The sequence below is a fragment of the Sinorhizobium arboris LMG 14919 genome, from assembly GCF_000427465.1.
Classification (GTDB): Bacteria; Pseudomonadota; Alphaproteobacteria; order Rhizobiales; family Rhizobiaceae; genus Sinorhizobium; species Sinorhizobium arboris.
In genome coordinates this window covers 1,297,622-1,311,108 of record NZ_ATYB01000008.1, presented here as the reverse complement: position 1 = coordinate 1,311,108, position 13,487 = coordinate 1,297,622, and the positions used below count along the sequence as shown (strand labels likewise).

Below are 13,487 nucleotides of genomic sequence, written 5' to 3'. Positions count from 1 at the left end.
TGAAGCTTGAAATGCCGGGACCGTTAGTTCGAGACGTCGCTCCAGCGGCAGAGGCGGCGCTGCGCAAAGACCAGCGCGTAGTTGGAGACGAGCCCGAGCCCGGCGAGAATGAAGATCGCCGCGAACATCAGGGGAATCTGGAAATTGTACTGGGCGTTCATGACCTGGAAGCCGATGCCCTTGTTGGCCCCGATCATCTCGGATGCGATGAGCAACAGCAGGGCAGTCGTTGCACTCAAGCGCAGGCCGACGAAGATCGAAGGAACGGCGCCTGGGAGGACCACGCGACGGAACACCGTGAGACGCGACGCGCCATAGACACGCGCCATCTCGATCAGCTTGGAATCCACTTCCTTCACCCCGCCGATGGTGCTCAGGAGCAGCGGAAAGAGCGTCGCCCAAAAGATGACGAAGACTTTCGACGCCTCGCCGAGTCCGAGAAGCAGAATGAAAACGGGATAGAGAGCGAGCGCGGACGTCTGGCGGAAAAGCTGGAGGACGGGATCGAGTGCGTTCTCGATCGGACGCATCTGCCCCATCAAGAGACCGAGCGGTATAGCCAGGATCACCGCGCCGACAAAGGCGGTGCCGGAGCGCTGAAGGCTGATCGCGATGTCGTCGAGCAAGGCTCCACCGGAAATTCCCGTCCACAGGGCGGAAAGGATGGCACCGACGGACGGAAACACGGCCGGGTTGATCCAGCCGGCGGTGCTGGCCGCCTGCCAGAGCGCAAGAAAGGCGATGAGCAGTCCGTAGCGCGACAGCCAGCTGCCGGCGACGGCGCCCGACCTGCGTAGATACTCGTCCGCTTTTGCGCTGACGCTGCCGCCTTCGTGGACGATCGCCCTGTCGAGTTCCTGCAAGCTCATTTTCGCGTCTCCCCTCTTACTCGGCCGCCTGAACGGTCGCGCGCGCCAAAGTCCACGGGTTCGCCGGACGGGGAAGACCGAGATTCTCCCGCAGCGTCCGACCCTCGTAGGCGGTGCGGAACAGGCCGCGTCGCTGCAATATGGGGATGACCAGATCGACAAAATCGTCGAGCGCACCCGGAAGCCACGGCGGCAGGATGTTGAACCCGTCGGCGGCTTCGCTCAGGAACCACTCCTCGAGCTGATCGGCGATCTGTTCGGCGCTGCCGACAACGGTGTAGTGACCGCGTGCGGTTGCGATCCACTGGTAGAGTTGGCGGATGGTAAAGCCATGCTCGTCCGCGATCTTCCGGATCAGCGCCTGCCGGCTTTTCATCCCCTCCGTCTCGTCGCTGACGGGCAAGGGCCCATCGAGCGGATATCCCGTCAGGTCGAGCGTGCCGCCGGTCAGGCCGTTCAAGAGCGCCACGCCGTCCTCCGGTACGATCAGCGCATTCAGCTCTTCGTATTTGGAACGCGCCTCCTCTTCGGTCCGACCGGCAAAGGGGGCCACCCCCGGCATGATCAGCACGTGGTCGGGGTTGCGCCCGGCGCGCTTCACCCGTGCCTTGATGTCACGGTAGAATTCCTGCGCCGAACCAAGGTTCTGATGGGCGGTGAAGATCACCTCGGCGCCGGCCGCCGCAAGCCTGCGTCCGTCCTCGGATTGCCCCGCCTGCACCACGACCGGGTGCCCCTGTACGGGGCGCGGCGCGTTCAGCGGTCCTTTTACGCTGAAATGCTTGCCCTTGTGGTCGATGTCGTGAACCCGGCCGGCATCGAAGAAGCGGCCGGTCGCCTTGTCACGGATGAAGGCGTCATCTTCCCAGCTGTCCCATAGAGCCTTGACGGTCTCGACGTGCTCGTGCGCGCGTTCGTATCGCTCGGCGTGGCTCGGCTGCGTTTCTCTGTTGAAGTTGCGCGCCGTCTCGTCGCCGGCGGAGGTGACCACGTTCCAGCCTGCCCTCCCGTTGGAAAGCAGGTCGAGCGAGGCGAACTTGCGGGCGAGCGTGTAGGGCTCCTCATAGGTCGTCGATGCCGTGGCGATGAAGCCCAGATGGGTCGTCAGCGGCGCGAGTGCTGCAAAGAGAGTGACAGGCTCGAAGCCGGCTATCTTCGCATTGCCGCCTTCGCGGCCGCCAAGCCCGACGGAGAGATTGTCGGCGAGGAAATAGGCGTCGAACAGGCCACGCTCCGCGGTCTCGGCGAGCCTTCTGTGGAATTCGAAATTCGTGGCACCGTCTGCCGGAGCGTCCGGGTGCCGCCAGGCGGCAATATGCTGGCCGCCGCCGGGGAGAAAGGCTCCAAGCTTGATCTGTCTGGTCATTGCTGCCTCCGTTGAATTTGCCTGCATAGTTGTCCTGGTACTCGCATTAGGCCGCCGCAAGGCTCGCCCCGGCGGTCCGAGCCAGCGCCTGCCGCGCCTCGCCGATCGCCCTTCCGACGCGGGCATGGATTGCCTCCGAGGCGAGAGCGCCGTCGGCAAAGTCCTTGTCCGAGGCGTAGATCGCGCTCGGCATCGCCAATGCCTCGAAGAAGCCGAACAGTGGCCGCAACTGATGCTCCACCATCAGCGAGTGGCGTTCCCCGCCCCCGGTCGCGGCGAGGATGACGGGCTTGCCGCGGAGCGAAGAGGGATCGAGCAGGTCGAAGACGTGTTTGAAGAGGCCGGTATAGCTTCCCTTGAAAGTCGGCGACCCCGCCACCAGAACGTCCGCTGCTAGCATCTGGCCGACGACGTAGCGCGCTTCCGGCGCGAGTTCGTCGAGCGTTCTCGCAGGGAGCAGGGACGCCCCGAAATCCTCGATATCGAAGGTCTGCGCCGAAGCGCCGGCATCGACCGCCAGCCGGTGGACGATATGGTCCACGAATGCGCGTGTCTTGGACGGACGCGTGATATTGCCTGAAATCCCTACCACTCGTGTCTGCGGCATCGCTTTAGCTCCCCGTGAGATCCGTGCTTCCGTGGCATTAATCAAAATCTATAAATTTAGTAGATTAAAGGAACGCCATTCTATTCCCGATGCGCGAACAAGAAGACTTTGCTTCGGAGGCGTCCCTCGGGGAACAAAGCACCGGCCCCGGGGTTACCGGCAGACAAGCGCAAGACCGCCATGCATCTGCCCGACGCAACCTACCGTCTCCAGTTCCGCAACGGGATGGACTTCGCAAAAGCCGTGGAGTTGATCCCGCACCTAGTCGGGCTCGGCATATCTCACCTCTACGCCTCGCCCCTTTTCACCGCGGTCCGGGGGTCAACCCATGGCTACGACATCGTCGACTACAACGAGATCGACCCGGCGCTTGGCGGCTACGATGGACTGGTCCGGCTCGCTCATGCGCTGAAGGCCGAAGGACTCGGTCTCGTGCTGGACATCGTCCCGAACCACATGGCCGCGCATCTCGAGAATGACTGGTGGCACAGCGTGATCGAATGGGGCCGCCTTAGCGAATTTGCCGACTATTTCGACATCGACTGGCGGGAGCCGCTCACGCTCCCCTTCCTCGGGCGGTCGTTTGAGGAAGAGGTCGCAGCCGGCAATCTGCGCCTCGCATACGACCACGAGCACCGCTGCCTGGCGTTTCGATATTACCAGGCTCTCTATCCGCTCAATCCCGCCAGCTATGCGGCGATCCCGCGCATCGGCAATGCTGCGCTCGAAAGGATCGCGGCTGTCGCCGGCACGGCAGAATGGAAAACCGCCGCACAGTTCCACGCGGAACTTGCCTCTGTCGTCGGGACGCCATCGCTCGCTGCCGAACTCGACCAATCCCTCGCCCGGTTCTCCGCAGACACGCTGCAGCTCGACCGGCTGCATCGAAGGCAATCCTGGCGGCTGATGAGCTGGCGGACGGCCCGGGACAAGCTCAGCTACCGGCGGTTCTTCGAGGTCGCCGGCCTCGTCGGCATGCGCGTCGAAGATGACGCGGTCTTCACCGATACCCACCGGCTTGCGCTCGCCCTCGTCCGGGAAGGCCTGATCGATGGGCTCAGGATCGACCACATCGACGGCCTGGCCGATCCCAGGGGCTATCTCGACCGGCTCCGCCGGGAGGCCGGCGACGGCACCTATATCCTCGTCGAGAAAATACTCGGCGAGAACGAAACGCTGCCGTCCGACTGGCCGGTCGACGGGGCTACCGGCTACGAGTTCATATCGGCCCTCGCGGATCTTCTTTCCGACGACACTCCGTCTTCGTGGCTTTCAAGCGAGGAGAGGCGATCTGCGGCCGAAGAGGCGGTCATGGGATGCAAGCTTCAGGTCCTGGGCCGCAATTTCAATACGGAAGTCCGGCGGCTGACCGGACTGGCCGCTGGCTTCACAGGCGATGGGGCTCCGGATCAGGACGAGCGGACCGGTGAGGCCATTCGCCAGCTGGCGGCGGCACTGCCCGTCTATCGGACCTATGTCGGCGACCAGGGGCCCGGAGCGCACGACAGCCGCCTCCTCGACGGGATCGCAGCGAAGGCAGCGGCGCGCTCACCCGACGTCGGCGCCGAGATCGCAGCGATCGTTTCCGCACTCAGGGCGCCGACCGACTCGGCGGACGGCAAGCTGCGGTCCGCATTCCGCACGCGCTTCCAGCAACTGAGCGGCGCGGTGATGGCCAAAGCGGTCGAAGACACCTTCTTCTATCGGAGGGGCGATTATCTTGCGGCGAACGAGGTCGGTGCCTCGCCTTTCTGGGCGCCCGGCGGCGTCGTCCGCTTCCATGCGATGATGCAGGATCGCGCAAGCCAGATGCCGCACGGCCTGTCGGCAACCTCCACGCACGACACCAAGCGGGGGGAGGATGCGCGCGCCCGCCTCCACGTCGTCAGCGAGGCGCCGGAAGTCTGGGCCGCAGCGACGGACCGCTGGCACGGGATGAATGCGGAAAGCATGGGCCGACTCCCAGCCGGTGAGAAACCGGACGCTTCGGTCGAGCAATTCCTCTATCAGAGCCTGCTCGGTGCCTGGCCCATCACGTCTCCTGGTGACGAAGACGACCTGATTTTTCTGCGCGAGCGGATGGTCGATTTCGCCGTGAAGGCGCTGCGGGAGGCAAAGCTCAGGACGAGCTGGGACGATCCGAACGAGCGCTATGAAGCAGCGATCAAGGCCTTCCTCGGCGATCTCCTGGACTGGCAGAACCGGTCTTTCCTCGGCGATTTCGAGAAAACGTCCGGACCGTTCATCCATGCCGGCCTGATCAACAGCCTCTCGCAAACGCTGGTGAAGCTCACCGCGCCCGGCATTCCCGATATCTATCAGGGCAGCGAACGGGTCGACCTTTCCCTCGTCGATCCCGACAACCGCCGCGGTTTTTCACCGCATGCCTCTCTTCCAAGTCTGCCCGAAGCGCCGGCGATCAGCGATTTCGAAAACTGCAAGCAGACTTTGATCTCGATGGGACTGACCTATCGCCGGGGGCGCGGCGCGGCGTGTCTTGCAGAAGGCGAGTATCGCGCCGTGCCCGTCGAAGGCCCGGGCTCACGCCATGCCGCAGCCTTCATGCGTCGCAGCAAGCACGGCTTTGCGCTCACGGTGGTGCCGCGGCTTGTCTTTGGCCAGACGGTGGACGGCCGCCTGGCCATCCGTCCGGAACTGTGGCGCAACACCTTTCTCGCCTGGCCCGAGAATTGCGAACTCAAGCGCATGCGCAATCTTCCCACGGGCAAAGTCATCGAAACCCGGCCTCTTCTTGCCGTGGCAGACATTCTCCGCGATTTCCCGGTCGCCCTGCTGGTCGAGGCGTGAGCACGGTGCACTCGATTTCCGAATTCGCCCCTCATTCGCCTGCCGGCACCTTCTCTGCCAGGCGGGGCGGCAGGGACAAGCGAACGCGCCTGACCCTGCTCAAGCCTTGCCGCAAATGGGTTGCGAAGAATACCACCAATCTCATACCCGCCCCATCCGCCGGATATTGCCGGCGAGCTCGGCGGAGAGCCTCAATGCGGCCGCCGTCGCGCCGACCATTTGCGGTACGATCAGCCATTCGAGCGTCCAGGCGGAGCCCGAACGTTCCTGTTCGTGCACCAGCGACTGGTGGATGGCGGAAACCTGGGTCGCGTTAAAGCGCGCAAGCGCCACGAGCACCTCCGCGGCGACCGGGTTCTGCTTGTGCGGCATGGCCGAGGATGCGCCGCCGCCGGCAAGTACGACCTCGTCGCCCGCCTGCGCCATCAGCGCCACGTCCTGGCCGAATTTGCCGAGACTTCCGGTGACGAGCGACAGCAGATGGGCGAAATCGGCAATCGCCGCGCGCTGATTGTGCCATTGCGGACAGTCGACCAGCGCGAGTTCCTCCGCAAGCGTCGCGCGGACGATGTCGGCCTTGCCCTTGAGCTTTTCCAGCGTACCGGCGGCTCCGCCGAACTGCACGGCGAAAAGGTCGAGTTCGGTGGCGTCGAGCCTGTCCTGATGGTCGAGCAGCGGCTCGATCCAGCTCCGCAGGCGATCGGTGACCGTGATCGGGATTGCCGCCTGCATTCGCGTATGGGCGGTCAGCGGGCGCTCGCCCCATTGCCGGTCGCACTCCTCCAGCGCCGTCACCACCGTACCGAGGCGGCCGGAGAAAAGTTCGGCGATCGCCTTCAGCCTCAGCATGAGGCTGGTATCGATGACATCCTGGCTCGTCGCGCCGAAATGGACGTGTTCCGCCGCCTCTTCCCCGACCGCCCGGCGCAATTGCCGCACGAGTTCGGGTACGACCACGCCGTCCGTGGAAGTTGCGCGGCGCATTGCGCTGACGTCCGGAGAGAAGCCACGACATGCCTCGGTAATGCGATCGGCGGCCGCTTCGGGGATGACGCCATGGCGCGCCTCCGCGCGCGCAAGGGCCGCCTCGAAGGCCAGCATTGCGCGCACATCGGCGGCCACGGAGAATTCCGCCGCCACGGCCTCGTCTCCGAGAAGGCCGGAAAGATAGGGGTGGTCGAAGGCCGAATAGGTCATGCCGCATCTCCAGCTCTCGCGCCCTTCGATTCGAAGGAAGCCTCAAACGCATGCGGCAACGCGGGGAGCGGGCTGCCGAACGATCATATATCCAGGAAGACCGTTTCCTTCTCGCCCTGGAGATGAATGTCGAAGACATAATTAGGCGCCCGGCCCGCCGCGACAAGCGTCTCGGCCCGGCGGCGGTGCTCGATGCGGGAAAGCAGCGGATCCTCGGCGTTCGCCGGCGCCTCGTCGGGGAAATACATGCGGGTGTGGAGACCGATATTGATGCCGCGCGCAACGATCCAGAAGCTGATGTGGGGCGCCATCAACCGACCGCCGCGGAATGGAACGCGGCCCGGCTTCACCGTCTCGAAGGTGAAGACGCCGTCTTCGGCGCTCGTCGGTGAACGTCCCCAGCCGGCAAAGTTCGGATCCGCCACACCGCGCAGCTCCGACGGCGAATTATAGAGTCCGGCAGCGTCCGCCTGCCAGATTTCGAGAAGCGCGTCCCTGAGCGGCATTCCGGCACCGTCGATCACGCGGCCCGATACGGTGATGCGCTGCCCGAGCGTCTTGTCGTTGACCATCGAAGCGCCGAGATCGCTTTCATAGACGCCGCCGATCCCGCAGAAATTCGGAGTCAGGCCGATATGGACATAGGGCCCGGCCGTCTGCGAAGCGGTTTCCTTGAGAATGCTGAGATCCTGTACCATCGGTGCCTCCTCAATTCCCTTCCGGCCGGTTTTCGAAGAAGGTCGAGCGGCGGCCGCGCAGCACGATGTCGAACTTGTAGGCGCGCGCATCCATCGGCACCGTGTTGCCCCAATCGAGAGCCGCGATCAGCTGCTCGATTGCCCGGCGGTCCGGAATCGTGCCGACGATTGGACATTTCCAGATCATCGGATCGCCTTCGAAATACATCTGCGTAATCAGGCGCTGGGCGAAACCGTGGCCGAAGATCGAGAAATGAATATGGGCCGGCCGCCAGTCGTTGACCCCGTTCGGCCAGGGATAGGCTCCGGGCTTGACCGTGCGGAACCAGTAACGGCCGTCCTCGTCGGCAATCGTTCTGCCGCATCCGCCGAAATTCGGATCGAGCGGCGCCAGATAGCTTTCCTTCTTGTGACGGTAGCGCCCGCCGGCATTCGCCTGCCAGAACTCGACAAGAGCACCTCGAACCGGGCGGCCGCGTTCGTCGAGCACGCGGCCATGGACGATGATGCGTTCGCCGATTGCGCTTTCACCGGGACCGGCGAAATTATGGATCAGGTCGTTGTCGAGGTCGCCGAGCATCGAATGGCCGAAGACCGGGCCGGTGATCTCCGATATGGTGCCGTCGAGCGAGAGCAGCGCCTTCTGCGGCGAGCGCAGCACGGAGGTCTTGTACCCCGGCGCGAAGGCCGGCGGGTGCCAGGCACGGTCGCGGGCAAAAAAGGCGCCCGTTTCGACCTTGCCGTTCTGATTGTGGGACATTGTCGCTCCTCCCTCATCTTGATCTGTGGCGCCGGGTGTCTCATCAGAGGCGCGAAATTCGCTGCAGCGCTTTGATTTGCTGCATGCTCTTGTCTCTCAGTCGGCTACGATCAAAGGCACCACGCAGCCGTCACGCCGTCCTGCCGGCATCCATTTCCGCATATACCTGCTTGACGATCTTGATCGCGTGATTGGCTGCGGGAACCCCAGCATAGATGGCCACATGCAGGAGTGCCTCGCAAACATCTTCGCGCGTCGCCCCGGTATTGGCAGTGGCGCGGACATGCATGGCCACCTCTTCGTCCTGCCCGAGGGCGGCGAGCAGCGCGATGGTGACGATCGACCGCTCCCGCTTGGTCCAACCGGGGCGCGACCAGACATGCCCCCAGGCGGCTTCGGTGATCAGTTGCTGGAAGGGACTGTCGAATTCGGTGGACGCCGATTGTGCCCGGTCGACATGGCTGTCGCCGAGAACGGCGCGGCGCGTCGCCATTCCCTGTCGGTAGCGCTCGGAAGGCGCAGAAGCATCGCTCATGGTTTGTCTCCAGGCAATACGGATCGAAAGAAGCGCCTCAGCACCGACGTCAGAGCCTCCGGCTGCTCGACGCAGGGGATATGTCCCGCCCGGCGGATGACCTCGAACCGCGCGCCCGGAATGAGTTCGGCCGTCGAGCGGACCAGGTCCGGCGGCGTCGAACCGTCCTGGTCGCCGACGACGCAGAGCACCGGAACCGCTATCCTGCCTGCGGCTTCCGTGAAATCGGCGTCGCGGATTGCGGCGCAGGTGCCGACATAACCCGGCACAGGCTGGCGGACCAGCATGTTTCGGTATCCGCTGAAGGCGAGGTTTTCGGGCCGCCGAAAGGCCGGCGTGAACCAGCGTTCGAGTACGCCATCGGCGATCGCCTCGATGCCATGCGCCTCGATCGCCGCGATGCGGGCATCCCAGAACTCGGCGGCGCCAATCTTGTGCGCGGTGTCGCAAAGCACGAGCGCCCGCACGAGGTCCGGACGGCGCACATAGAGCGATTGCGCGATGAGACCACCGACCGAAAGACCGCAAACGAACGCCTGTTTCACGGAAAGGCGATCGAGGAGACCGGCGAGATCGGTCGCATGATCCTCGATGGAATAGGGAACCTGGCCGATATCGGACAGCCCGTGACCACGCTTGTCATAAAGTATGATGGCGAAATCGCCGGCCAGCCGGAGGACGATATCGCGCCAGATACGGAAATCCGTGCCGAGCGAGTTGATGAAGACGAGCGCGGGCTTTTGCGTGACCGTGCCAACCACGCGATAATGGATCGTGACGTCGTTGATGCGGGTGAATTGCACGGCAGATCTCCTCGCTCACCAAATTGGATGTTTCATCTGGTTAGGTAAAATGATATTTCGTGGCCTTTCCTTAACCAGAAGGTTATACGATCCCGTGATCGACGCTCGCGTCAAGTTTCGCCATCTGCAGACATTTGTCGAGGTCGCACGCCAGAAGAGCGTGGTGAAGGCGGCCGAACTCCTGCATGTCACCCAGCCGGCGGTCACCAAGACGATCCGGGAACTCGAAGAGGTTCTAGGTGTCGCCATGGTCGAGCGCGAGGGCCGCGGCATCAAGATCACCCGCTACGGCGAGGTCTTCCTGCGCCACGCGGGCGCCGCGCTGACGGCGCTCAAGCAGGGCCTCGACTCCGTGTCGCAGGAGCGGTCCGGCGATGGTCCGCCGATCCGCGTGGGCGCGCTTCCGACCGTCTCGACCCGCATCATGCCCGGCGCCATCGCGCTGTTCCTGAAGGAAAACACCGGCGCACGCATCAAGATAGTCACCGGGGAAAACGCAGTGCTTCTCGAACAGTTGCGCGTTGGCGATCTCGACCTGGTCGTCGGCAGACTTGCAGCCCCCGACAAGATGACCGGCTTTTCCTTCGAGCACCTCTACTCGGAACAAGTGGTCTTCGCGGTGCGCTCCGGCCACCCGCTCACCTCCGGCGGGCGGTCGGTTTTCGCCCATCTGAGCGACTACCCGGTCCTGATGCCCACCCGCGCTTCGATCATCCGGCCTTTCGTCGAGCATTTTCTGATCGCCAACGGCATTGCCGGCCTGCCGAACCAGATCGAGACCGTCTCGGATTCCTTCGGCCGGGCCTTCGTGCGCTCGAGCGACGCCATCTGGATCATATCGGCGGGCGTCGTCGCCACGGATATCGCGGATGGCGTATTGGCGGCGCTGCCGGTCGACACGAGCGAGACCAGGGGACCCGTCGGCCTCACCATGCGCACCGACGCGATCCCCTCGCTGCCGCTTTCGATCCTGATGCAGACGCTGCGCGAGGCGGCGATGGCTGCGGGCGCAAAGACGGCGGCGCAGCAATCAGGAAAAGTTGCCGCCCCCTCTCGCCGGCCGGCAGGCCAGAGGCGGCCTATTTCACATACAGAGCCCTAAAGGGCCGGCATTCCGGCGGGCCGAAGCGAGCGTTTCTGAGCGGCGATGCGGAAGGGCGCGTTGGTTGCACCATAGCCGCGATAGCCGGCGCGCCGCTCGACGATTTCGAAGAAAAAGCCCTCTCCATAGGTCGGGCCATAGATCTGGAAATACTCGCCGTCCTCATCGCGGTCATAGAGGATGTTCTCGTCCCTCAGCCGGTCGACGAAGTCAGGCTCGAGCCCGAACCGGACCTCGATGTCGTCATAGTAGTTGCGTGAGATTGCCAATGGGCGGAAGCCGCTGCGGCGCATGCGTTCGGCGGCCGCAAAGATATCATCGGTGCGGAAGGCCACATGCTGAACACCCGAGCCGAAACTCTCTGCGATGAAGTGGCCGGCCAGCGTGCGGTGGTTGTCGGCCCCGTTCAACGTCAGCCGAAGCGTCCCGCTCGCATTCTCCACGACCTGACTGCGGATCAGGCCGGCAGGATCGACGATGTCGACCTGCGCCAACTTGTCGGCATTGAGGATCGACGTGTAGAAAAGCAGCCAGCTCGGGAGCTCCTCCCCTTTCATGGATTGCGCCACATGGTCGATGGCGACGAGAGGCGATGATCCCTGAGGCCCATCCCTCAACGGTACGAATTCGCGCGACCAGACGTCGTCGGTCTCGTCGAGGAAATAAATCAGGCCGCCACCGATGCCGCGGATTGCGGCCATCGCCCCCTCGCCTTCGCCCGCCTCGGGCAGGAATATTTCGGCGCCGAGTGCACGCGAGCGCTCGATGGCGGCCGAGGCATCGGGCACTTTGAGGCCGATCGCATAGGCCGATGCGCCGTGCACCAAATAGCTCGAATGAGCGAAGCCCTTCTGCTCGGTGTTGATGACGATGTTTACGCCTCCATCATCGCGACCCTGGCGCCACAGAGCCACGGATTTTTCGCGATGCGAGGCGACGGCGTGAAAACCCATGGTCTGCATAAGCAAGCCGAGTGCCTCCGCCTCCGACCGATCGGCCGTGAACTCCACGAATTCGATGCCCAGCACCTCCACTCGGTCGGGCATGACCTCCACGCTCTTCACAACCGGTTCGCGCCGCTTCACCCGATCCATCAGGTAAACGAGCGAACGATGCCCGTCCTCCGCGATTGCCCTGGGCGACCCGCCCCGGAACTGGTCGTTGAAGATCTCGAGCGATATGGCGCCGTCATAGCCGGTCGCGGCGACAGCCGACATGAATTCGACGATCGGAAGATCGCCCTCGCCGGGCATGTTGCGGAAATGGCGGCTCAGATACAGAAGATCCATGTCGATCCGCGGCGCGTCAGCGAGCTGAACGATGAAGATGCGGTCCCCTGGAATGGAGCGGATCGACCGCAGATCTATATTGCGCGAAAGGGTGTGAAAACTGTCGAGGATCAGCCCGATATTCGGGTGGTCGGCCCGCCGCACGATCTCCCATGCATCCCGGTGGTCGTTGACATGCCGGCCCCAGGCAAGCGCCTCGTACCCAACGCGCAAGCCACGCCTGGCCGCTCTCTCGCCCAGCTCGCTGAGATCATCGGCGGCGCGGTCGATGCCGCCCAATGCAAGTGGCGAAATGCTGGAGCAGACGAGCATCAGTTCCGTTCCAAGCTCCTGCATCACGTCGAACTTGCGCTCCGCCCGGTCGAAAGCGCGTGAACGGTGCGGTTCCGGCAGGCCTTCGAAATCGCGAAACGGCTGAAAAAGCGTCACCTCCAGCCCGTGGTCGCGAACCATGCGGCCGACCTCGGCCGGCGAACCGTCGAAGGTCAGGAAATCGTTCTCGAATATCTCCACTCCGTCGAACCCTGACGCAGCAACGGCGGCGAGCTTCTCGGAAAGAGTACCGCTGATCGAAACGGTCGCAATCGAGGTCTTCATGCCGACATCCTCTCGCTGGCCTCGCCCTCTGCCAGGCCGCGCCTGAGCGCCGCGGCGTCGACTTCGGCGCCGGTGAACAGCCGGAAAGCGTGGACACCCTGATGAAAGAAGAGTTCGTATCCGCTGATGACGACAAGCCCGGCCGAGCGGCAATACGACAGAAATTCCGTCTCGACCGGCGTGTAGACGGCGTCGAAGGCCCAGCGGCGGCCGGCGACGAGGTGTTTTGCAATGGCGCTGCCGGGATTGCCGGTCATGCCGAGAGGCGTGGAGTTCACCAACCCGTCGGCATCTTCCACCGCTTTTTCCATCGAGGTCGCAATCTCGGCCTTCATCGCAAAGCCGGAATCTCGCAGGGAGGCCACGAGAGGATAGACCCGCTCCGGCGAGGTGTCATAGATCGTCAGCTTTTCGCAGCCGAGCCCGGCAAGACCGAAGGCCACGGCCTTGCCGACGCCTCCCGCCCCAGCCATGGCCACCCTGCCCGGGTTCGCGGCCCCGAAAGCCGCGCGAAAAGCGCTCATGAAGCCCGTATAATCGGTATTGTGGCCGATCGGCGGTTCATTCGTGAACAGCGCCGTGTTGCAAGCGCCGATCGCCGCGATCGCGCGATCCGGAACCGAAAGGAAGCGCATCACCTGTTCCTTGTAGGGATAGGTGATGTTGATGCCGCGAAAGCCCTCCGCGCGGCAGCGGGCAAACACGGTCTCGAAAGGCTCGCCGATCGCCGCCGGCACGAGCCGTTCGTAGCGAACGTCCAACCCGCAAAGCCGGCCGGCCAGCACATGCAGACGCGGCGACTGCGAATTGGCGATGTTGTCGCCGATCAGGCCGAGACGGATGGGCTTCGCCATCG

General features: G+C 63.9%; 12 protein-coding genes. 2 read left to right on the top strand and 10 right to left on the bottom strand.

Annotated features, from left to right (window positions below):
- Positions 1-23 precede the first annotated feature (23 nt).
- From SINAR_RS0106710 to msuE, 3 genes are read right to left on the bottom strand one after another with little or no spacing between them, the layout of a single operon-like run.
- Entirely contained in the window at positions 24-869 is an 846-nt protein-coding gene (locus SINAR_RS0106710) for an ABC transporter permease (protein WP_027998376.1), read from the bottom strand.
- 16 nt (positions 870-885) lie between these two features.
- Entirely contained in the window at positions 886-2,235 is a 1,350-nt protein-coding gene (locus tag SINAR_RS0106705; protein WP_027998375.1) for an LLM class flavin-dependent oxidoreductase, read from the bottom strand.
- Between the two features lie 46 nt (positions 2,236-2,281).
- The gene (gene msuE, locus SINAR_RS0106700) at positions 2,282-2,842 is read right to left on the bottom strand and encodes an FMN reductase (protein WP_027998374.1); all 561 of its coding nucleotides are present in this window, start codon (positions 2,840-2,842) and stop codon (positions 2,282-2,284) included.
- Positions 2,843-3,022: 180 nt separating this feature from the next.
- Here msuE and SINAR_RS0106695 point away from each other — a divergent pair, with 180 nt between their 5' ends.
- A complete protein-coding gene (locus SINAR_RS0106695; protein WP_027998373.1) occupies positions 3,023-5,650 on the top strand; it encodes a malto-oligosyltrehalose synthase in 2,628 nt (875 codons plus the stop codon).
- 141 nt (positions 5,651-5,791) lie between these two features.
- On the opposite strand, the gene SINAR_RS0106690 is transcribed toward SINAR_RS0106695, so the two are convergent.
- The 5 genes from SINAR_RS0106690 to pcaD form a co-directional block, all read right to left on the bottom strand.
- Positions 5,792-6,847, bottom strand: a complete 1,056-nt coding sequence (locus SINAR_RS0106690) for a 3-carboxy-cis,cis-muconate cycloisomerase (RefSeq protein ID WP_027998372.1) — start codon at positions 6,845-6,847, stop codon at positions 5,792-5,794.
- A gap of 83 nt (positions 6,848-6,930) precedes the next feature.
- Entirely contained in the window at positions 6,931-7,545 is a 615-nt protein-coding gene (pcaG, locus tag SINAR_RS0106685) for a protocatechuate 3,4-dioxygenase subunit alpha (RefSeq protein ID WP_027998371.1), read from the bottom strand.
- Positions 7,546-7,555: 10 nt separating this feature from the next.
- The gene (gene pcaH / locus SINAR_RS0106680; protein WP_027998370.1) at positions 7,556-8,305 is read right to left on the bottom strand and encodes a protocatechuate 3,4-dioxygenase subunit beta; all 750 of its coding nucleotides are present in this window, start codon (positions 8,303-8,305) and stop codon (positions 7,556-7,558) included.
- A gap of 130 nt (positions 8,306-8,435) precedes the next feature.
- Complete coding sequence (gene pcaC, locus SINAR_RS0106675) at positions 8,436-8,840, bottom strand: 4-carboxymuconolactone decarboxylase (RefSeq protein ID WP_027998369.1); 405 nt, start codon at positions 8,838-8,840, stop codon at positions 8,436-8,438.
- Positions 8,837-9,643 (bottom strand): 3-oxoadipate enol-lactonase, encoded by an 807-nt coding sequence (gene pcaD, locus SINAR_RS0106670; RefSeq protein WP_027998368.1) that lies wholly within the window; start codon positions 9,641-9,643, stop codon positions 8,837-8,839. The genes pcaC and pcaD overlap by 4 nt, the downstream gene beginning before the upstream one ends.
- A 94-nt stretch (positions 9,644-9,737) precedes the next feature.
- Here pcaD and pcaQ point away from each other — a divergent pair, with 94 nt between their 5' ends.
- Entirely contained in the window at positions 9,738-10,745 is a 1,008-nt protein-coding gene (gene pcaQ / locus SINAR_RS01000000133100) for a pca operon transcription factor PcaQ (RefSeq protein WP_502362162.1), read from the top strand.
- Here pcaQ and SINAR_RS0106660 read toward each other — a convergent pair.
- Complete coding sequence (locus tag SINAR_RS0106660) at positions 10,742-12,631, bottom strand: bifunctional sugar phosphate isomerase/epimerase/4-hydroxyphenylpyruvate dioxygenase family protein (RefSeq protein ID WP_027998367.1); 1,890 nt, start codon at positions 12,629-12,631, stop codon at positions 10,742-10,744. The two genes, pcaQ and SINAR_RS0106660, sit on opposite strands and share 4 nt — an antisense overlap.
- Positions 12,628-13,485 (bottom strand): shikimate dehydrogenase family protein, encoded by an 858-nt coding sequence (locus tag SINAR_RS0106655; RefSeq protein WP_027998366.1) that lies wholly within the window; start codon positions 13,483-13,485, stop codon positions 12,628-12,630. The genes SINAR_RS0106660 and SINAR_RS0106655 overlap by 4 nt, the downstream gene beginning before the upstream one ends.
- Positions 13,486-13,487: the final 2 nt, after the last annotated feature.